This is a genomic window from Peribacillus sp. NPDC097264, from assembly GCF_050277925.1.
Taxonomy (GTDB): domain Bacteria; phylum Bacillota; class Bacilli; order Bacillales; family DSM-1321; genus Peribacillus.
In genome coordinates this window covers 135,321-154,003 of sequence record NZ_JBNNSR010000008.1, presented here as the reverse complement: position 1 = coordinate 154,003, position 18,683 = coordinate 135,321, and the positions used below count along the sequence as shown (strand labels likewise).

Annotated in this window: 18 protein-coding genes; 5 read left to right on the top strand and 13 right to left on the bottom strand. The window is 42.6% G+C overall.

Going from position 1 to position 18,683, the window contains the following annotated elements:
* The first annotated feature begins 37 nt into the window (after positions 1 to 37).
* Positions 38 to 799, top strand: coding sequence for an ABC transporter ATP-binding protein (locus tag ACQKL0_RS14695; RefSeq protein ID WP_402986704.1), 762 nt, complete (start codon positions 38 to 40; stop codon positions 797 to 799).
* Positions 789 to 2,735 carry an FtsX-like permease family protein gene (locus ACQKL0_RS14690; RefSeq protein ID WP_427688316.1) on the top strand — a complete coding sequence of 649 codons (1,947 nt, stop codon included), beginning with the start codon at positions 789 to 791 and terminating at the stop codon, positions 2,733 to 2,735. Before ACQKL0_RS14695 ends, ACQKL0_RS14690 begins: the two co-directional genes overlap by 11 nt.
* 51 nt (positions 2,736 to 2,786) lie before the next feature.
* Here ACQKL0_RS14690 and ACQKL0_RS14685 read toward each other — a convergent pair whose 3' ends face one another.
* Positions 2,787 to 3,839, bottom strand: coding sequence for an NAD(P)/FAD-dependent oxidoreductase (locus ACQKL0_RS14685; protein ID WP_403122220.1), 1,053 nt, complete (start codon positions 3,837 to 3,839; stop codon positions 2,787 to 2,789).
* Between the two features lie 321 nt (positions 3,840 to 4,160).
* Here ACQKL0_RS14685 and guaC point away from each other — a divergent pair, with 321 nt between their 5' ends.
* Positions 4,161 to 5,144, top strand: coding sequence for a GMP reductase (gene guaC / locus ACQKL0_RS14680; protein WP_402874711.1), 984 nt, complete (start codon positions 4,161 to 4,163; stop codon positions 5,142 to 5,144).
* 59 nt (positions 5,145 to 5,203) lie between these two features.
* On the opposite strand, the gene ACQKL0_RS14675 is transcribed toward guaC, so the two are convergent.
* Positions 5,204 to 5,554 carry a hypothetical protein gene (locus ACQKL0_RS14675; RefSeq protein ID WP_427688314.1) on the bottom strand — a complete coding sequence of 117 codons (351 nt, stop codon included), beginning with the start codon at positions 5,552 to 5,554 and terminating at the stop codon, positions 5,204 to 5,206.
* 522 nt (positions 5,555 to 6,076) lie between these two features.
* Here ACQKL0_RS14675 and ACQKL0_RS14670 point away from each other — a divergent pair.
* Entirely contained in the window at positions 6,077 to 6,298 is a 222-nt protein-coding gene (locus ACQKL0_RS14670) for a DeoR family transcriptional regulator (protein WP_402874705.1), read from the top strand.
* A gap of 81 nt (positions 6,299 to 6,379) precedes the next feature.
* Here the strand turns inward: ACQKL0_RS14670 and ACQKL0_RS14665 are convergent, their stop codons facing one another.
* Positions 6,380 to 7,102, bottom strand: coding sequence for a pseudouridine synthase (locus ACQKL0_RS14665; RefSeq protein WP_427688312.1), 723 nt, complete (start codon positions 7,100 to 7,102; stop codon positions 6,380 to 6,382).
* A gap of 125 nt (positions 7,103 to 7,227) precedes the next feature.
* A complete protein-coding gene (locus tag ACQKL0_RS14660) occupies positions 7,228 to 8,829 on the bottom strand; it encodes a putative polysaccharide biosynthesis protein (protein ID WP_402957837.1) in 1,602 nt (533 codons plus the stop codon).
* 205 nt (positions 8,830 to 9,034) lie between these two features.
* Between ACQKL0_RS14660 and ACQKL0_RS14655 the strand changes: the two genes are divergently transcribed.
* Positions 9,035 to 10,300: an NAD(P)/FAD-dependent oxidoreductase gene (locus tag ACQKL0_RS14655; RefSeq protein WP_427688310.1), complete on the top strand. Its 1,266-nt coding sequence runs from the start codon at positions 9,035 to 9,037 to the stop codon at positions 10,298 to 10,300.
* A 158-nt stretch (positions 10,301 to 10,458) separates the two neighbouring features.
* Here ACQKL0_RS14655 and ACQKL0_RS14650 read toward each other — a convergent pair whose 3' ends face one another.
* The 9 genes from ACQKL0_RS14650 to ACQKL0_RS14610 form a co-directional block, all read right to left on the bottom strand.
* The gene (locus tag ACQKL0_RS14650; protein WP_427688308.1) at positions 10,459 to 10,797 is read right to left on the bottom strand and encodes an MGMT family protein; all 339 of its coding nucleotides are present in this window, start codon (positions 10,795 to 10,797) and stop codon (positions 10,459 to 10,461) included.
* 20 nt (positions 10,798 to 10,817) lie between these two features.
* A complete protein-coding gene (locus ACQKL0_RS14645) occupies positions 10,818 to 11,378 on the bottom strand; it encodes an MEDS domain-containing protein (RefSeq protein WP_427688307.1) in 561 nt (186 codons plus the stop codon).
* A 144-nt stretch (positions 11,379 to 11,522) separates the two neighbouring features.
* On the bottom strand, positions 11,523 to 11,708 hold the full coding sequence (locus ACQKL0_RS14640; protein WP_402874688.1) for a sporulation protein Cse60: 186 nt from the start codon (positions 11,706 to 11,708) through the stop codon (positions 11,523 to 11,525).
* Positions 11,709 to 11,786: 78 nt separating this feature from the next.
* Positions 11,787 to 12,854: a tartrate dehydrogenase gene (locus ACQKL0_RS14635; RefSeq protein ID WP_427688305.1), complete on the bottom strand. Its 1,068-nt coding sequence runs from the start codon at positions 12,852 to 12,854 to the stop codon at positions 11,787 to 11,789.
* A gap of 240 nt (positions 12,855 to 13,094) precedes the next feature.
* A complete protein-coding gene (locus ACQKL0_RS14630) occupies positions 13,095 to 13,406 on the bottom strand; it encodes a rhodanese-like domain-containing protein (RefSeq protein ID WP_402874682.1) in 312 nt (103 codons plus the stop codon).
* A 70-nt stretch (positions 13,407 to 13,476) separates the two neighbouring features.
* Positions 13,477 to 13,671 (bottom strand): hypothetical protein, encoded by a 195-nt coding sequence (locus ACQKL0_RS14625; RefSeq protein ID WP_427688303.1) that lies wholly within the window; start codon positions 13,669 to 13,671, stop codon positions 13,477 to 13,479.
* Positions 13,672 to 13,739: 68 nt separating this feature from the next.
* Positions 13,740 to 15,062: an MFS transporter gene (locus tag ACQKL0_RS14620; protein WP_427688301.1), complete on the bottom strand. Its 1,323-nt coding sequence runs from the start codon at positions 15,060 to 15,062 to the stop codon at positions 13,740 to 13,742.
* Positions 15,063 to 15,099: 37 nt separating this feature from the next.
* Positions 15,100 to 17,610, bottom strand: coding sequence for a PEP/pyruvate-binding domain-containing protein (locus ACQKL0_RS14615; protein WP_427688299.1), 2,511 nt, complete (start codon positions 17,608 to 17,610; stop codon positions 15,100 to 15,102).
* 251 nt (positions 17,611 to 17,861) lie between these two features.
* Positions 17,862 to 18,560, bottom strand: a complete 699-nt coding sequence (locus tag ACQKL0_RS14610) for a CPBP family intramembrane glutamic endopeptidase (protein WP_427688297.1) — start codon at positions 18,558 to 18,560, stop codon at positions 17,862 to 17,864.
* Between the last annotated feature and the right edge of the window lie 123 nt (positions 18,561 to 18,683).

Genomic DNA, 18,683 nt, shown 5'->3' with positions numbered 1-18,683 from the left:
TATAATAAAGATATCGAAATAAAGGGAGTGTATTGGAATGAATATACTAGAAGCGAAAAAGATCCATAAAAGCTACGGCAATAAATTCAATAAACAAGAAGTCTTGAAAGGCTTGGATATCAACATACACGAAGGGGAATTCGTCAGTATCATGGGAGCGTCCGGTTCAGGAAAAACCACGCTTCTGAATGTCCTTTCCTCGATTGATAAGATTAGTAATGGAACCATCGTCATCGAAGGAAAAGAAATTTCTGGCATGAAAGAAAAGAAACTGGCTGAATTTCGTAAGAATCACCTAGGATTCATCTTCCAGGATTATAACTTATTGGACACTCTGACGGTCAAGGAAAATATTCTATTACCATTATCAATCACCAAAACGCCGAAAAAAGAAGCCGAGCAAAAGTTCGAAACACTCGCAAATGAACTTGGCATATATGAAATCAAGGACAAATATCCGAATGAAATTTCCGGCGGCCAAAAACAGCGTACCTCTGCGGCACGGGCCTTCATCCATGAACCAAGCATCATTTTTGCCGATGAGCCGACAGGCGCCCTTGATTCAAAAGCCGCTTCCGATTTATTGAACAAGATGAGCGAATTGAACAAAAAGCGTAATGCCACCATCATCATGGTTACGCATGACTCAGTGGCAGCCAGTTACTGTAGCCGCGTCATCTTCATCAAAGATGGACAGATCTATTCTCAATTGAATAAAGGGGAAGAAACGAGACAATCCTTCTTCAGAGATATCATGAAAACACAAGGTGTACTAGGAGGGGTGCATAATGAGCATTAATCAACTCATCTTTCGCAGTCTGAAAAAGAACCTGAAGAATTATTATCTATACGTTTTCGCTTTGGTCTTCAGCGCCTCCCTTTATTATGCTTTTGTTACCTTGCAATACGATCCGTCAATGGATCAAGTAAGCGGGGGGATTAAAGGGGGAGCTGCCATTCAAGCAGCCTCCGTCCTGTTGATTGCCATCGTTTCCATCTTTCTTTTATATGCGAATAGCATTTTCATTAAACGTCGCAGCAAGGAAATTGGCTTATTTCAATTAATAGGCATGACCAAAAACAGGATTTTCCGCATCCTGAGCGTCGAAAATTTAATCCTGTATTTCTGTTCCGTATTCCTGGGGATATTCGTAGGGTTTGCGGCTTCAAAATTGATCATCATGATATTATTCAAGCTTACGGGAGTCCAGGCGATCGCCGCCCTTCACTTTACCATGCAACCATTCATTCAGACACTTATCGTATTCAGTATCATCTATCTATTCATCATGTTGATGAACTTTGGTTTCATCAAAAGACAGACCATCTTATCACTTTTTAGGGTGACTTCGAACACGGAAGGAAAATTGAAGAGGGTTTCGATTTTTGAAATGATCCTTGGGATAGCTGGAATCATTCTTATCATTGCTGGCTATTATGTTTCAACGAAGTTATTTGATGGTTCTTTCTCTCAGGCGAATTCCCTTTTAATAGCCATGCTATTCATTCTGGGGTCCGTCATCATCGGAACCTACCTATTTTATAAGGGATCGGTGTCTTTCCTCTTTAATATTGTCCGCAAGAGGAAGAATGGATACCTGAACATCAATGAAGTGCTTTCGCTTTCATCCATCATGTTCCGGATGAAATCCAATTCCGTTTTACTGACCATCATCACGACCGTTTCCGCTCTTGCAATCGGATTATTATCCTTGACCTATATCTCCTATTACTCATCGGAGAAAATGGCCACATCCTATGTACCTACTGACTTTTCCCTGTCCAATGGCGAGGATTCAAACAAGTTAAAAGAGGCATTGGCAGCAAAATCAATCGGATATAACGAAAATAAGATAGAGGTCATTCGGGCAAAGGTCAATATAAAAGATATACTGGATAGCGCCATAGAAGAAGCGGGCTTTGACCCGAATATCATGAATCTTGCCATTGTCAGTGATCGGTCGGTGAAGAGGATCGATGTCACACCGAAAGAGACCATCTTCAGCGGGTATAGTCCAACGCTACAGAGTTTAACATCTCTTAAAGATTCCGGGCAAATCGAATTGAAGGGAAAAAACATGAGCATTCCCCAAAACTATTTAGGGCCAGAAGATGACTCCATCCTTCCCTATTATTTAACGAATGGCGGAATGCCAGTAGCCATTGTGGATCAAGCAGTTTTTGACCGTCTTAAAAAGGATTTGGACCCTGAACTCCAACTGGATTCTCCCGTTTATTATGGGATTGACTTAAAGAATAAGGGTGATATCGAAAAGGCGAATGAGATTTTCGATACGATTTCCTTCCAGGATAAAGAATATAGTGGTTCACAATACCAAGAACTGCAAAGTATAAAAATAAACATGGGTCTTACGATGTTCATCGTCGGCTTTTTAGGATTAACGTTCTTGATCACATCAGGATGCATCCTTTATTTCAAACAGATGGATGAGAGCGAAAATGAAAAAGCGAACTATACCATCTTACGAAAACTTGGTTTCACACAAGGTGATTTGTTAAAAGGGATTCAGGCCAAACAGGTCTTTAACTTTGGGATTCCTCTAGTCGTTGGGTTATTCCATAGCTATTTTGCCGTTAAATCCGGCTGGTTCTTCTTTGGTACGGAAGTCTGGACACCTATGATCATTGTCATGGTCCTCTATACGATACTGTACTCGATCTTCGGTATCCTTTCCGTTTTCCATTACAAAAAGGTGATTAAGGAATCCCTTTAAATACACGCAAAAAGCTCCAGCCCATAAGGGGACTGGAGCTTTCTGCATGTCTTATCGCGTCATCATCTGTTGAACGATTTCCCTATTACGTCTTTTGAATATTTCATTATGTGAAGAAACCATTCCCACCTTGTGCGCATCAGGCTGGATGAACTGTTTTGCTTGATTGACTGCATTTGCGGCATCCTGGAAGGTACCCGCTATTAAGTTCACTTTCCCATCATACTGAAGAATATCCCCTGCGGCATACATCCCTTCTACAGAGGATTCGCTGGTTGCATTGCCTGCAATATAATAATGATCGGCCATATCCACCTTCACTTCACTGTTTTCCAGGAGCGAGGCATCACGCTCATACCCATGGTTGATGATCACTTCATCGATTGATAAATGGGAAACCTCCCCTGTTTCATGACTCGTTAGTTCTACACGTTCAATGACTTCATGATTGGTACAAGCGACCAGTTTTGTAATGGACGTATTGAACAGGCATTCCGCAGAACTTTTCATCAATTGGCTTATCTGTGATTCATGACCCGCCAATGCATTTTTTCTATAGGCCACATAGACCTTTTTGGCGATAGGCTCCAATTCATTCGCCCAATCGATAGCAGAATTCCCGCCACCTGAAATGATTACCGTTTTATCCTTGAATCGTTCTAAGGACTTTACCGTGTAATTCAGATTGGACACTTCATAACGCTCTGCCCCATCGATTTCCAGCTTTTGTGGATTCAATATCCCGCCACCGACGGCCACGATGATCGTTTTCGAATAGTGCAGGCCGCCGGAAGACGTAAGCAAGACAAACATCCCCTCTTCATCCCGCTTGATCGACTCCACCTTTTCATTCAATACTACCGTTGGATTAAAGGTTAATCCCTGTTCCACAAGTTGATCAATTAACTTAGCTCCCGTAATAGGTGTCTGTCCCCCAACATCCCAAATCATCTTCTCAGGATATACATGGATCTTCCCACCTAATTGTGGCTGATATTCAATGATCTTTGTCTTCATTTCTCTTAATCCACTATAAAAAGCGGAATAAAGGCCAGCAGGCCCTCCCCCAATTACGGTTACATCATAGACATCGTACTGTTTCACTCATGACCACTCCTCGGAAACCAAATGTAATTGATTCTCATTCTCATAAATTAAATGTACACTCTTTTCTTCTTTTTTACAATTTTATCTACTAAAGTTCTTTTCTCTTTTTTTACTTGTCGTCGCTTAAACCTGTTGCACCTTTGGCTCAGATTGTACGTGATAAGGAGATTCATAGGATGCAGAACCGCTTCTTTTTGCAATTTTTCGATTTATTTAAAAATAAAAGCTTTGACTTAATGATGAAAATGATGTAAATTACCAATGGGCGAACAATTTCATAAAAAAATATTACAACATTCGTATATAGAGGTGTAAACAATGGAAAATGTGTTTGATTACGAAGATATTCAATTAATTCCCGCTAAATGTATAGTTAATAGTCGTTCAGAATGTGATACTACTGTAAAGTTAGGCAAACATACCTTCAAGTTACCTGTGGTACCTGCGAATATGCAGACCATTATAGATGAGAAAGTCGCTACATCCTTGGCTAAGAATGGGTACTTCTATATCATGCATCGTTTTGAACCAGAAAAGCGCAAAGCTTTTATTCAAGATATGCATGCGTGTGAGTGTATCGCTTCCATCAGTGTCGGAGTCAAAGAAGAAGAATATGGATTCATACAAGAATTGGCTGAAGAGCGTATTGTACCGGACTACATTACGATAGATATCGCGCATGGCCATTCCAATGCTGTAATCAATATGATCCAACATATCAAACATCACTTACCTGATAGTTTCGTAATTGCAGGTAACGTCGGTACTCCAGAAGCCGTAAGAGAATTAGAACATGCCGGGGCCGATGCTACAAAAGTTGGAATTGGACCAGGTAAGGTTTGCATCACGAAGATCAAGACAGGATTTGGTACGGGTGGCTGGCAGTTAGCAGCGGTGCGTCTATGTGCAAAGGCCGCAAGTAAACCGATTATTGCGGACGGTGGCATTCGTACACATGGGGATATAGCGAAATCTATTAGATTTGGTGCCACTATGGTGATGATTGGTTCATTATTCGCTGGCCATGATGAATCTCCAGGCGAAATAGTTGAGAAAGATGGAAAGATCTATAAAGAGTACTTTGGTTCAGCTTCAGAGTTTCAAAAAGGTGAAAAGAAGAATGTAGAAGGCAAGAAAATGTTTGTGGAGCACAAAGGTGCGTTAAAAGACACATTAAAAGAAATGGAACAAGATCTTCAATCCTCCATTTCTTATGCTGGTGGAACGAAATTAGAAGCGATTCGAACTGTAGATTATGTCATCGTGAAAAATTCAATTTTTAATGGTGATAAAGTTTATTGATCATTCAACCCCATACAAAAAACGGTGCAGCGGCTAGGCGTTGCACCGTTTTTTCTTATTCAATTCACAAATAGATACAACTTCTTATCATGATCATCAAGCGTTCGCTGGCTCTTTTCCGTAAAATCCAGCCATTTCACTTTTTTACATCGTTCTTCTAGCCGTGCGTTCAACTCTTCTTCGATCTCACACATGAACCGAATGATTTCTTCATAAGGCATATTAAAATGTCGGGCCGCGAGTCGCGGCGGAGAATGCTTCACTAATAATCTCATAAATTGATCGACCGTTTCCGCTTTTGAAGCCAGGTAATCTTCTTCATACACGATAAATTCATATACTTGCCGCTTCATGCCCGTAAGTCTGGACACTTCGTCCCGCAATAGAAACTCCATTAATCTTTCGTTCATATGCTCTACCTCGTATATGGTTATATTTCAATTCTAAAAGAATCATCTTGAAGTGTACTTCCTTACAAACCATCAAGTTCATCTCATACTCTATGATAATGGTACTGTAAATATCATAGTATATGTTGGTTGCCGAGGAAAGGTTATCTTCACAAAAGGACATGATCGTTTAGAAGTGGAGTGAATTTTTCCCTTACCCATGAATATTCCTTGGAATTTTTGACAAAATAAAGGCATGCTTTCATTCTACCCTGAAATTCATTTATTTTTGAATGTAAATGAATATTTTGGTTAAAAAAACTATATAATAGATGTAATATTTAGTTAATTCTAAAATTTGGTATGGAATTTAGATATGTATAGGGGTAAAATAAAGCATATGGCATCTTGTTTTTTCTTAATGTTTCCGAGGAGTTAAAGGGTGGGTATAGTACGTACATAGTGGCAGCTGAAATGCTGTCCGACATATCGGTTGTTTTCATTTGTTCAGAATAACAATGAAAAGAATAGGAGTGATTTTGTTTGAAACCTTCAACAAATCGCATGTTAACCCGTATTAAATCCGTTTATATGTTCATTAGTAACAACGGTACGGTTTCTACTCAAGAGCTTGTAGAAGAATTTGGCATCACTCCTCGAACAGTGCAACGCGATTTAAATGTCCTAGAGTACAATGACCTTGTTCAAAGCCCAAGCCGTGGTGTTTGGACAACAACAAGCAAAAAAGTGAAGATGTCATCTTAAAAAAAGAATGACCACCCGAACAAAATCGATATGTAAAAAGTAATTTGAGGCGGACTACTAGTCCGCCTCATTTTTTGTTATTTATTCAGCAGGCTGACCTGCCTTCAGCTGTTCAAGTTCTTCTGCCGTTAACTCCCGGTATTCCCCAAGTTCAAGATCCTCGTCTAGTTGCAGGCTTCCCATCGAAAGACGCTTCAGATATACGACTTTCTTTCCGACAGATTCAAACATCCGCTTCACTTGATGGAACTTCCCTTCCATTATCGTCAACTCGATATCAGAAGTCAGGCCCGATTTTAAAATGTTCAATTCGCCTGGTTTCGTTTCATACCCATCGTCCAGGGTGACACCGTTACGGAATGCTTCAATATCCCGTTCCGTGACTTCACCATCAATGACCGCAAAATATGTTTTCGGCACATGTTTTTTCGGGGATAGCAGCTGGTGTGCAAGCTTGCCGTCATTCGTGATCAACAATAGCCCCTCTGTATCTTTATCCAATCTGCCGACCGGGAATGGTTCAAAGACCGCATCCTCCGGCTCAAGGATGTCGATGACCGTCTCTTGGTGTTTGTCTTCCGTTGCCGACAATACGCCCGGAGGCTTATTCATCATTAGGTAAATGAATTCTCTATATTCAACCCGTTCGTCATGAACTGTTACGATTTCAACATCAGGGTTCACCTGTTCCTTCCCGTCCTTCAATATCCGGTCGTTGACCTTCACGGCTCCGGACTTCAGGAGCTTCTTCACTTCTTTCCTGCTTCCGTACCCAATATTGGATAAAATCTTATCAATTCTCATTGTTTCCTCCTAAAGCCTTTTCAGTAAAAAGCCTTGCCCATTTTCATGACAGGCAAGGCCAATATATTTTAAATCAGGGGATAATATAACATTACCCTTTTTCTTACATTTAAAACACAATCTTTTTATAATCCCAACTTCTTCTTCAACCTATCAATCCTCGTACCGAATAGGCGATGGGCAAGTTTGCTCTTCAAGGAGAGCGCCGCGTAGATCAGTGCCCCAAAAATCGCACATACGGCGGAAATCAAGATTGCCTGGAATCGGCCTTCCGAAGTTAACCAAAGGGATAACAAGCTGTGCAGACCCCAAACGGCAAGTCCCATTATCGCGGAAAAAGTCGCCATCAAGACGGTCCTTCTTATCGTAAGGCTGTAACGATAGCCCGTAAAGTAGGAGATGACGTACAAATTCAATAGGACTGCGGCCAGATAGCCCAGTGCCGTCGCATATACGGAACCTTCCGTTTCAAATAATTTGATCATCGGAATGTTCAAGCTCAACTTCACCAAAAATCCGACTAGCAAACTGAGCACCGTGTATTTTTGCTGATTGATTCCTTGTAATACAGCGGCGGAAATCGAAAAGAGCGCAAATAGAACCGACACGGGCGCATAAGCCTTAAGTACACTAATCCCAAGCAAATCGTGACTGTAAAAGGCACTATAAATCGGATCGGCAAGCACCGACATCCCAACGACCGCCGGAATGGTTATGAATAATAAGATTTGAAAAGCCTGATCAAGCTGGCGGGTGAACTCGGTTTGATCCTCGCTTACAAAAGCTTTCGTCACCGTTGGCAATAACGCCATCGAAAATCCGGTAGCAAGCGTCATCGGAATCACGACAAGCTTTTGGGCATATACGTTGAGAACCCCTAGTGCCTCCTCGGCCACATGCAGTAAGCCAATCGAAGACATTGCCCTGTTGAAGGTCATCAAGTCCGCGAATTGGAACAGAGGCATCGCGATCCCGACAAAGATGAATGGAATCGATGATAAGAAAATCTCTTTATAAATCTGGATCAAAGAGATGGACATCGTCCCCCGGTCTCTCTCCTTCAAGCTGTCCAAATACGGTTTTTGTTTCTTCCAATACCAAAACAAAACGACTAAACCGCCGAGTGCTCCGACAGTCGCCGCAAATGTTGCGATCTGGATGGCTCTCACCAATTCACCGTCAAGGACATGCAGGACAATATACACACCGGCCAGTAGAAATACGATTCGGACGATTTGTTCGACGACCTGGGAAATCGCCGTTGGCTCCATGGCTTCATGCCCTTGGAAGTACCCGCGGATGATGCTCATGAATGGCACAAGGATCAAAGCGAAGCTGATCGCCCGTATGACAGAGGTGATATCGCTCACGCTGTTCTTATTGACGCCAAGCATGGTAGTGAAAACCGGTGCCATTGTAAAAAGCACCACAAAGGCGAGGAACCCGGTGATCATCATTAACTTCAAGCTCGATTTGAATAGCTTCTCCCCCACTGCATATTCCTCGAGCGCATTATACTTCGATATAAATTTAGAAACGGCAAGCGGCATGCCAGCCGTGGCGAAACTAATGAATATCGTATAGGGAACATATCCATATTGATAGAGTGTAGCCCCTTTATTTCCAACCATATGTTCAAATGGGATGACGTAAAATAAACCAAGAACCTTGGAAATAATCGCTCCCAGGGTTAATATAAAAGCCCCTTTTAAAAACTTAGACGACATTTTATCCCTTCCTGCCTCTTTCAGTTACGTTTCACACGCTCTTTATCTTAACATAATAAAGGATTTTTTCTATAGAAAACTACACTCAAGTTTATCGTTTTCACGGATTTTATACAAACAAATCATTCCTTTTTATTGTAGTTCGCATTCTGACAGGGTCTTGCTATATAATGAAGAGACTGAAAAAAATAAAGGCGTGATCATTTTGAAATATGATGTAATAGTAATTGGCGGTGGCCCTTCCGGATTGATGGCAGCCATTGCGGCTGGCGAAAAAGGTGCCCACGTATTATTAGTGGATAAAGGCGAGAAATTAGGCAGGAAACTAGCGATATCAGGTGGCGGGCGCTGCAACGTGACGAACAGGCTCTCCATCGATGAAATCATTCAGCATATCCCTGGAAACGGGCGATTTTTATATAGTGCGTTTTCTGAATTCAACAATGAAGACATCATACAGTTCTTCGAAAAGTTAGGCGTGGCCCTAAAGGAAGAAGATCATGGAAGGATGTTCCCGGTCAACGATAAAGCACAAAGCGTTGTCGATGCCCTATTGACGCGCCTGGCCGATTTGAAGGTGAAGATCTATAAGAATTCCCCTGTCGCTGAGGTTCTCTATGATAATGGGAAAACGAGCGGCGTTCGCTTGAAAGATGGTCAAATCTTCGAAACGGATGCGGTCGTGATTGCCGTCGGGGGGAAATCAGTCCCGCAAACAGGCTCAACCGGTGACGGCTATGCTTGGGCACGTAAGGCCGGACATACAATCACCGAGCTGTTCCCGACGGAAGTCCCGGTCCTAAGTAATGAAACATTCATTAAAGAAAAGACGCTACAAGGGCTCGCACTTCGAGATGTTTCATTAAGCGTACTGAACCCAAAAGGCAAAACGTTGATTACGCATAAAATGGACATGCTCTTTACACACTTCGGAGTATCCGGACCAGCCGTTCTTCGGTGCAGCCAATTCGTCGTCAAGGCAATGAAAAAGTGGAACCTCGCTGAAGTGACGATGAAAATCGATGCCCTTCCGGATCGGAACAAAGAAGAAGTCTTCCAAGATATCTCAAAGGAAATCAAGTCCGAACCGAAAAAGGCAATTAAAAACACGTTAAAAGGACTTGTACCGGAACGGTATCTCCACTTCTTGCTGGAACGAAGTGGAATCGACCTTCAAGAACAAGGTGCGACGATCTCCAATGAAAAAATCCGCCGCTTCGCCGAACTATGTAAGGATTTTCAATTTGGTGTCCATGGAACCCAGTCGATTGAAAAGGCCTTCGTAACGGGTGGCGGCGTATCCGTCAAAGAAATCCAACCTAAGGAAATGGCCTCCAAACTAATGGACGGGCTGTATTTCTGTGGCGAGATTTTGGACATCCACGGATACACGGGTGGCTATAACATCACTTCTGCATTAGTGACCGGTCGACTTGCCGGCATGAATGCTGCATTATATGCTCGTTCATAGAATGTAAAGAGGCTGATCCCGTTCGTTACGGGATCAGCCTCTTTTGTGTAGCTATGATTTGTCCTTGATAGGAATTCAACCACAAATGGCCATTATTCAACCACAACGCCGATTTATTCAACCACGCCTAGCCTTAATTCAACCAGATTTGCGTTTTTTCAACCACGATCCATATTCCGTCCCTCGGCTTCCTCAGGGTGATGGCGGTACACCTCAAGGTCGACCTTGCCATGTTCCGTGATGTGGATTCCTTCACTCTCTAGTAAGAAGATTTGTTGGGAAGCCAGCCCTTCCTGTTTTAAGCCAATTTCACCCTTCGCATTGATCACCCGATGCCAAGGAAGGTTATATTTCTTGCTGCTTGAATGAAGAATGCGGACGACTTGCCTTGCACCTCGCGGGTGTCCAGCCAGTTGGCCGATTTGCCCATACGTCATGACTTTCCCAGGGGGAATATGTTGTATGATACCGATTACCTCTTCAGTAAAGCGCTCCAACTATCTCACCTCTGCCTGGTTTAGTTAGCTATGATTGTGCACGTTTCATCCGTCATGAACACGCCATGGTGCTTCATTAACATGGATTTCAGTGTCGGGGTCAGCCTACATTCATCATAGGCACAAACAGAAACCATGCCCTTTTTTGCAATGATTTGATTGACGCCCTTTTCATATTCGCTAATGCTCTCGAACACGACTTCCTCACTTCCCCCCCATTCAACGTGGCCCCAGGTTTGCAGGGAAACATCATTCGCCATGTATTCCTCCACATTCCTTAAAAAATAATCGACCATCGTGTTAGGATGAAAGTTTCCTTCAAAGCAGTAAAAATCAAAATTATTAATATGGTGCACTTTCTTCAGCTGTTCGTCATTTAATTGTCCTTGTAATTTCTTATATACGAAAGGAAAGATTCGATCATTTTCGACGACCATTATATCGTTTCCCTGTTCAACACCGGAAATAATGAATAAGGTTTCGTTATGAATATAAGTCTCCAGTTCATCGAAACAGTAGAACACATGGCCTCCGTTTGATTTCTGTAGTTCTTTCATGAGTTGCTTTATTTTGTTATCCAAAATGGATCTCCCCTTTTAATACACCATCACACTGTATTACGTCTAACTTTACCTATTCTCTTCGCAGAAGACAAATTCCTTGAACAGTATGGCCTGTTTTTTTACATGTAAAAAAACCCGACACCAAGTCATATGGGTCGGATTTCACCTTTTTTTATAAATGATCATCGCACTAAAACAATAAATCTGTTCATGTTCCTCTTCACCGGTCGTGGCGACATTGTATTTAATATCGACGATTTGACTATCACGGATATCGACGAGAAAGTCATTCATCTCCTCTTCCAAGTCCTTTTCATGCTCATAATCAAACAACTTCACTTGAATCATTGGCTCTCCCCTGCCTTTTTAAACGATTGATGGTTATTGAGCAGGGTGCCCATTTTATTCATGGATTATACGTGTTACTTATAAATCCGATAGTAAAGCCACCGCTTCATTGCCGACTTCTTCAGTAGAACTATTTCCTCCCATATCAGGAGTGAGCACCTTTTTATCGACCATCACTTGTTCAATGACACCCAGTACCTTCTTGCCCCAATCTTCATGACCGAAGAAATCAAGCATCTGGCACGCAGACCAAATGGCGGCAAGCGGATTGGCGATGCCTTGCTGCGCTATATCCGGTGCAGAACCATGGATGGGTTCGAACATGGACGGATACGTTCGTTCAGGATTTAAATTAGCCCCGGCAGCCAGCCCCATCCCTCCAGCAATGGCGGCGCCTAAATCGGTGATGATGTCACCGAACAAATTGGAGGTGACGACGATTTGAAACCTTTCAGGCTGTTTGACAAAGAACATGCTCGCCGCATCAACCAGGTAAGAATGCGTTTCCACTTCCGGATATTCCTGTCCAATTTCCTCGAACACCTCATCCCAAAAAACCATCGAATAATTCAAGGCATTCGCTTTACTGATGCTCGTTAGCGTTCTTCCCGACTTCCGTGCCAATTCATAGGCGTAACGGATGATCCGTTCCGTACCTTTACGGGAAAAGACGCCTGTCTGTAACACCACTTCCTCTGGCTTTCCTTTAAATAGCCAATCCCCTGCACCGGCATATTCTCCCTCGCTGTTTTCGCGGATGACCACCATATCGATTTGGTCGTGGGTCACATCCTTCAGTGGACAAGGTGCACCCTTCAGCAACTTAATGGGACGGACATTCACGTATTGATCGAATTGCTTCCTTATTTTCAATAACAGTTCCCGTAAGGAAATATGATCCGGAACACCAGGATAACCGACTGCCCCAAGATAGACGGCCTCGAATTCCTTCAACCGTTCCAGCCCATCATCAGGAAGCATCTTCCCATGCTCCAGGTAATATTCGCACCCCCATGGAAAATAGGTGAATTCAAACGAAAAGTCGCCCGCTAATTCAGCTACTTTATTCAATACTTTTATACCTTCATCAATTACTTCAGGACCAATTCCATCTCCCGAGATGACCGCTACTTTATGTACATGCACTTGACAGATTCCCCTTTGTCTATATATTCTGACTTAAACACCCTTATTTTAACATATCCCCAGAAAAAAGAGCCCTCCGAAAGAAGGGCCCCACTCATTTAGCTCGGAAATATGCGCGTCTTTCCGCATACCCCTTACACTGTGCACAAACATGTATCTTTTTTCGATCTTCGTTCAGATAGGTCGTGACGTCTTTCGTCTTCCGTTTGCAAAAGTAACAAGGCTTCTTGAAAAACCCCATCACTTAACGATTACTTCTCCTGTCCAATGCATCATTCCGCCATCCATGTTTGCCACTTTATAGCCTTGCTCCTGAAGATAATGGCATACATTCTCACTGCGGCGTCCTGAACGGCAGATGAAGATATATTCTTTATCCTTATCGAAGTAGTCAAGGTTGGCCGGGATATCATTCATGCGAATGTGCTTCGCTCCTTCAATCATGCCTTCTTGCACTTCTTCGTCTTCACGGACATCGACAAGCTCAATCGCTTCTCCTGCCTCAACTTTTGCTTCAATTTCTTCTGGCGTAAAAATTTTAATTTGTTCCATTATAAGCACCCCAAGTTATCGTTTAATTTGTCTTGTATATTATAACAAAACTTTCAGGAAAACATGACTATTATGGATGGCATATCACAGACCAGTTCATTGAAAGGATACTTTTCTCCACCTCTGGCATGCCATCGTTATCGTAACATTGATTGGTTGCTTCCATGAATGCCCGGTGGTTGAAGTATGTATGGATAAACAGCAGAGACAAAACCAAGAAAAACGTCAAAAAACCAGTTACCACCATATAGTGTTTTCTATTCACTTATGCGGCCCCCCTTCTTCATTCAAGGATACCAGTCCCATTATACAGTTGGGCACACCATACGATTCTTATATCGTGCTAACGGCCTTTTTTCTGTAAACCATCCTTGCCAAAAGTGCACCTAACAAGGCTGCTATCATGAGAATGCCAAATAGGATGGAATAACTCGCAACAATCCCTATGAGCGTGGAAGAGGCGATGCTTCCGAAATATCGGAACGTCGAGAAGATGCCCGATGCCGAACCGGAGACTGACTCATCCACCGCTTCAAGCGAGGCAACCTGCATACTGGTCAGTCCCAACCCGATAGCCAACCCATTTAACACGAGTGTAATGGCCAAGTAGATAAGAGACTGGGAGGAAATCACGAAAAATAATAAGAAATTCGTTACCACCGTTACGGCGAAAGAAAAGAAGATGACTTTTGCCGATACGAATTTTCGGTTTAGTTGCCCACCCATCATATTGCTGAGTGCCATGGAAATCGAGAACAGGGATAGCATAATTCCGCTCATGGATGTTGACATGTTCATTTTTGTCGTCATGATCAACGGCATGACAAGCAAGATTGCATACATGATGAAATTGTTTAGCAAGACCGATATATTGGCATTCGCAAAGATAGGACTCTTAAACAATTGGAAATCGATGATCGGCGACGGAACGGAACGCTCGCGCTTCACGAATAACACAATGAATAAAAGGCTCACGATTGCAAGAATGATAGACACCCTTGTCGAGTTTGTATGTGTCAACGATATTAATAAGGTTATTGATATGGCCAAATAGATGGAACCGAGTACGTCCAACGGTTTATTGGATGACTTTTTCTCAAGCTTAGGTATGAGGAACATACCGCCAGCAAGGGCACCGACTAAAAAGGGGACATTGACCCAAAAGATCGCTTTCCAACTAAGTACCGCGATTAACAACGATCCTACGAGAGGACCGACAGCTGCGCCAAGACCCATCCCCATCCCGAATAGTCCCATGACGCTAGATAAACGTTCACGTGACACCGTATGCCGAATCAAGGCGACCACATTCGGTATCAGCAATCCTCCACCGATTGCTTGAAGAGATCGAAAGACAACAAGCATGATCATATTTGGAGCCAGTGCACATCCTATGGAAGCCACAAGAAATAGAGCTGCACCGACTATATAGATCTTGCGGTTTCCATAAATATCACCCAATTTGCCCGCAATCGGCTGAGTGACGGCCATGACAATCAGATAAATCGTAACCACCCAGGTCGTACTATGTATATCCAATCCATAAAATCCCGATATGGAACCGAGCGCAATGGATATCATCGTTGAATTGATGGGCACGAGGAACGCCCCCATCAATGTTAGTGCTATCATCAGAAATTCTTTTTGTTTACTCATTACTTTCACCTCTAAAATTCTCTAAGCAGCAGGGTAATTACTCGATCCTCGTAACGGTTCCTGTATTGCCGTCTACAATGACCCATTCCCCATCTTGTAATCGTTCCGTTCCCACTTTCGTTCCTAAAACGGCGGGAATCTGATACTCCCTTGCAATAATTGCGGAATGAGATAGCATGCCCCCTGTGTCCGTAACGATCGCTTCTGCATCCTGGAAGAAAGTCGTCCAGACAGGAGTCGTGTTTTTACAGACCAATATATCTCCCTTTTGGAACTTGGATGCTTCCTGCATGCTGGAGATCACTCGGACCGGGCCTTCGCTAATACCTCCGGAAGCCGCGATACCTTTCATCACATTCCCCGTATTCTCCTTATCTTCTTCGAGTGAGCCGAATACCATTTCCACGAAGTTCCGCTCTTCTTCCGACGGTTTCCCAAAATAAGAAGGAGCTTTTATTTTACCTTGAATCTCATATTGTTTCTTTCGTTCCTTCACGACTTCCATCAAGGAGTGAGGCTCATCCAGTGCAGCGAGGATCTCATCTTTATATACAAACCAGATATCTTCCTTATCGTCCAGCACTTGCTGCTGCACTAGAAGCTCACTCACTTTCAATAAATATAACCGAGCCTTCGCGTCAAACATGGCATCGATATAAAAGTGATGATCATCTGTGATAACAGCCGCATCCAAAGCCAATTTGTACTGTTCTTCAAATGCTTCCAGATCATTGGGATCCTTGATTCCGTTGATGATCTTTTGATACATCTGTTTTCTGGCCGTGACAGCCGACTCGAATTCTTTGTCAAAATCATGATCATTCAGTACAAAGTTCTTGATGATTTGTAACACATGCTCATGATTCTCAATCCATGTATCTTCTATAAAATCGTGTGACTTGGTGGAACGGTATCCGTACACACTGACGAAACTTTCCACACGGTTCAGGAAGTCCTTGCCCCTGCCGATGGTATTGAGGTTCTGTAACAGGCTTCCTTCTTCCGATTCCATGAACACCTTCATCAAGGACGGTTCCGCTTTTACTTTCAATGATAACTCCCAAAGCAAACGGTCGGATTCCAGTGACTTATTCATGACGCCAGCCAAAGATTGATAGAGTTCATGTAAATGTGCATCTCCCGTTGCCTTTTGATAAATGCTCTCCAATTTCCTGTTAATATGATTGCTCGGGAAGACAATCATGAAGTGCCAGAAATACACATCCTTATAAAAGGCCTCTAACTCTACTAATCCCTTTTTCACTTTGTCGACCGTAAATGCTTGAGCCCTTTCCCCATCTAAATACCGATAGATGGGAATCAATTTATCAAAGATGATTTCATACATCCGATCCCTCATTTGCGGATACATTTCCTCCATTAGTTTCTCTTGTTCTGCTAACAATTGGTTTGGGTCGGTTTCAAAGAAAGTCTGTTTCCCATAATAGTATCCGTTCTGAGCTTTCATATTGGTATACCCCGTAGGTTCCTTCAATGCATCAACGGCCATGGCCATGCCTTCATAAAAAGGCTGGGTGACGATGGAAGTGAACAATGGCGAGATTGGATTCGGGAAAAACGTATCAAGCAAAAACCAGAATTCATCCTCGTCTTTCCGTTCCAACAGGTAACCTTTCCTGGCTTCTGGCACGGATTCCTTTTTCTTTACTTCAGTCGTAATCGGCCTTGCTTGTAAAAGGTAGACTTGTTGGTCATGAATGCCGAACTCCAAATCTACAGGATGATTATAATAGTTTTCCACTTTCAAGGTCATTTCTATTAATGTATGAATCAACTTATCTGATAAGCAATAGGCATTCCGTTCAGTCCGGTTCGTCGCCACTTCCATTGTTCCAGAGGAGTCGGAAATGATTTTCATTTCTTTACTGCCCTTGGTTCTTTCTATTTTCGTTCCATCTCGACTGACCAAATAGGTATCCGGTGTGACCAAGCCCGATACGACGGCCTCACCCAATCCATAACTGGCATTGATCAAGATACACTCCGGGTTATATGTAACAGGATCTTGACTGAAAATTACCCCTGAAATATCTGAATAGATTTGACCTTGAACGACAATCCCCATTGAAATGCTATCTGACCCTTCAAAAATATTCTCGGTATATTGCTGTACCCTGTTCTCAAAGCAAGATGCCCAGCATGATTTTACCTTACCTAAGAAATCCTCTTCCGTTTTTACATTCAAATAGGTTTCATATTGACCCGCAAAGGAGGCCCCTTCCAAATCTTCCGCACCAGAAGAAGAACGAACGGCCACGGCAGGATAACGTTTCCTCAATTCCTGGAAAGCGGTCAATACATCCCTTACTAAATCATCCGGGATGACCGCCTCCATAACCTCCGTTTGGATGGATTCGCTCTTTATATCTAATTGATTCTTTTCGAGGAAGTGTGAAAAGGCCTCACTTGTGATGACGAAACCATCAGGTACAGGCATGCCCAATTTTGACATTTTGATTAGATTTAGCGCTTTTCCTCCTACCATTTCATTACACTCGGTTGCATGATTGAATCTAGCTGTAAACATCTACGCTTATCCCCTTTCATTCATAACCCATAAATAACGACACGAACAAAACCAATGAACAGGTAGGAAAACCCATACATTGGTTTTGAATCCTTTTTTAACAATAAAGGAAAATGCTTTACATTTCACATGAAAACTTGCCAAATCACAACAATTGGTAAAATGTAATCAAAATAAAAAAAAGGGACTTCCATTGAAAGTCTCTTTATTTTTCCAACCACTTGTGAGCACAGCACTTCTTTTACCACTTCTCAACCAAAGGCGGTAAGGATCAGGGCAATGGCATTGAATGTACCGTGGATGATCATGCCGGGAACGACTGATTTGGTTTTTTCATAAGTCCAAGAAAAGAGGAGGCCGGATATAAAAGTGACCGGCAAGACATTATAGTTTGGGATATGAACGATCATGAAGATGAAGGAACTGAGAAATAATCCAGCCTTCAAGCCGTATTTACTCCTTAGCCACCTATAAAGAAAACCCCGATATAAGATTTCTTCGTAAATAGGTGAAATGATTGCCGCCGACACGAAACCGAGAACGAAATGGATGGGGGTCAAATGAGCCTGAACACTTTCCGTTTTGCTATTTTCATAGCCTATCCCCACTATATCCATCACGATGAGAATCAGGATGCTGACCACAATCAATACAAATGACCAGCCGATGATATTCTTCCAATAGCTTCTCTGAAACTTACGTAACCCCACTTCATTCCATCTTAGGCGTTTCGGCTGTAAAGCAAGTGAATAGACGGCCAGCATAAAGATGATTGACATGATGAAACCGACCAATGTTCCGGAATATAAATCGTCTTGAAATAATTCCAATAAGAAATTCGCCAATAAAAACTCGATAAAAAACGGTACCAGGACTAAAACAAGTACAAGGATGGAAACAAGTTCCCTCCAGGACCATGCTCTACTTTCAAAATATGTATGCAAGACCATTCCCCCTCTAAACGTTATCTTCAGTTTAAAAGGTTACGTAACGTTACCTGCAAGCACTTATTTTCCAAAAATGCCCCAATGATGGTGCATACAAAAAAAGACCGCAAGCAAATGCTGCGGCCA

Coding starts and splice junctions, on each gene's coding strand:
- ACQKL0_RS14695 (WP_402986704.1), top strand. CDS start 38: ATGAATATACTAGAAGCGAAAAAGATCCATAAAAGCTACGGCAATAAA.
- ACQKL0_RS14690 (WP_427688316.1), top strand. CDS start 789: ATGAGCATTAATCAACTCATCTTTCGCAGTCTGAAAAAGAACCTGAAG.
- guaC (WP_402874711.1), top strand. CDS start 4,161: ATGGAAAATGTGTTTGATTACGAAGATATTCAATTAATTCCCGCTAAA.
- ACQKL0_RS14675 (WP_427688314.1), bottom strand. CDS start 5,554: ATGAACGAAAGATTAATGGAGTTTCTATTGCGGGACGAAGTGTCCAGA.
- ACQKL0_RS14665 (WP_427688312.1), bottom strand. CDS start 7,102: ATGAGAATTGATAAGATTTTATCCAATATTGGGTACGGAAGCAGGAAA.
- ACQKL0_RS14660 (WP_402957837.1), bottom strand. CDS start 8,829: ATGTCGTCTAAGTTTTTAAAAGGGGCTTTTATATTAACCCTGGGAGCG.
- ACQKL0_RS14640 (WP_402874688.1), bottom strand. CDS start 11,708: ATGATTCAAGTGAAGTTGTTTGATTATGAGCATGAAAAGGACTTGGAA.
- ACQKL0_RS14630 (WP_402874682.1), bottom strand. CDS start 13,406: ATGGAACAAATTAAAATTTTTACGCCAGAAGAAATTGAAGCAAAAGTT.
- ACQKL0_RS14620 (WP_427688301.1), bottom strand. CDS start 15,062: ATGAGTAAACAAAAAGAATTTCTGATGATAGCACTAACATTGATGGGG.
- ACQKL0_RS14615 (WP_427688299.1), bottom strand. CDS start 17,610: ATGTTTACAGCTAGATTCAATCATGCAACCGAGTGTAATGAAATGGTA.
- ACQKL0_RS14610 (WP_427688297.1), bottom strand. CDS start 18,560: ATGGTCTTGCATACATATTTTGAAAGTAGAGCATGGTCCTGGAGGGAA.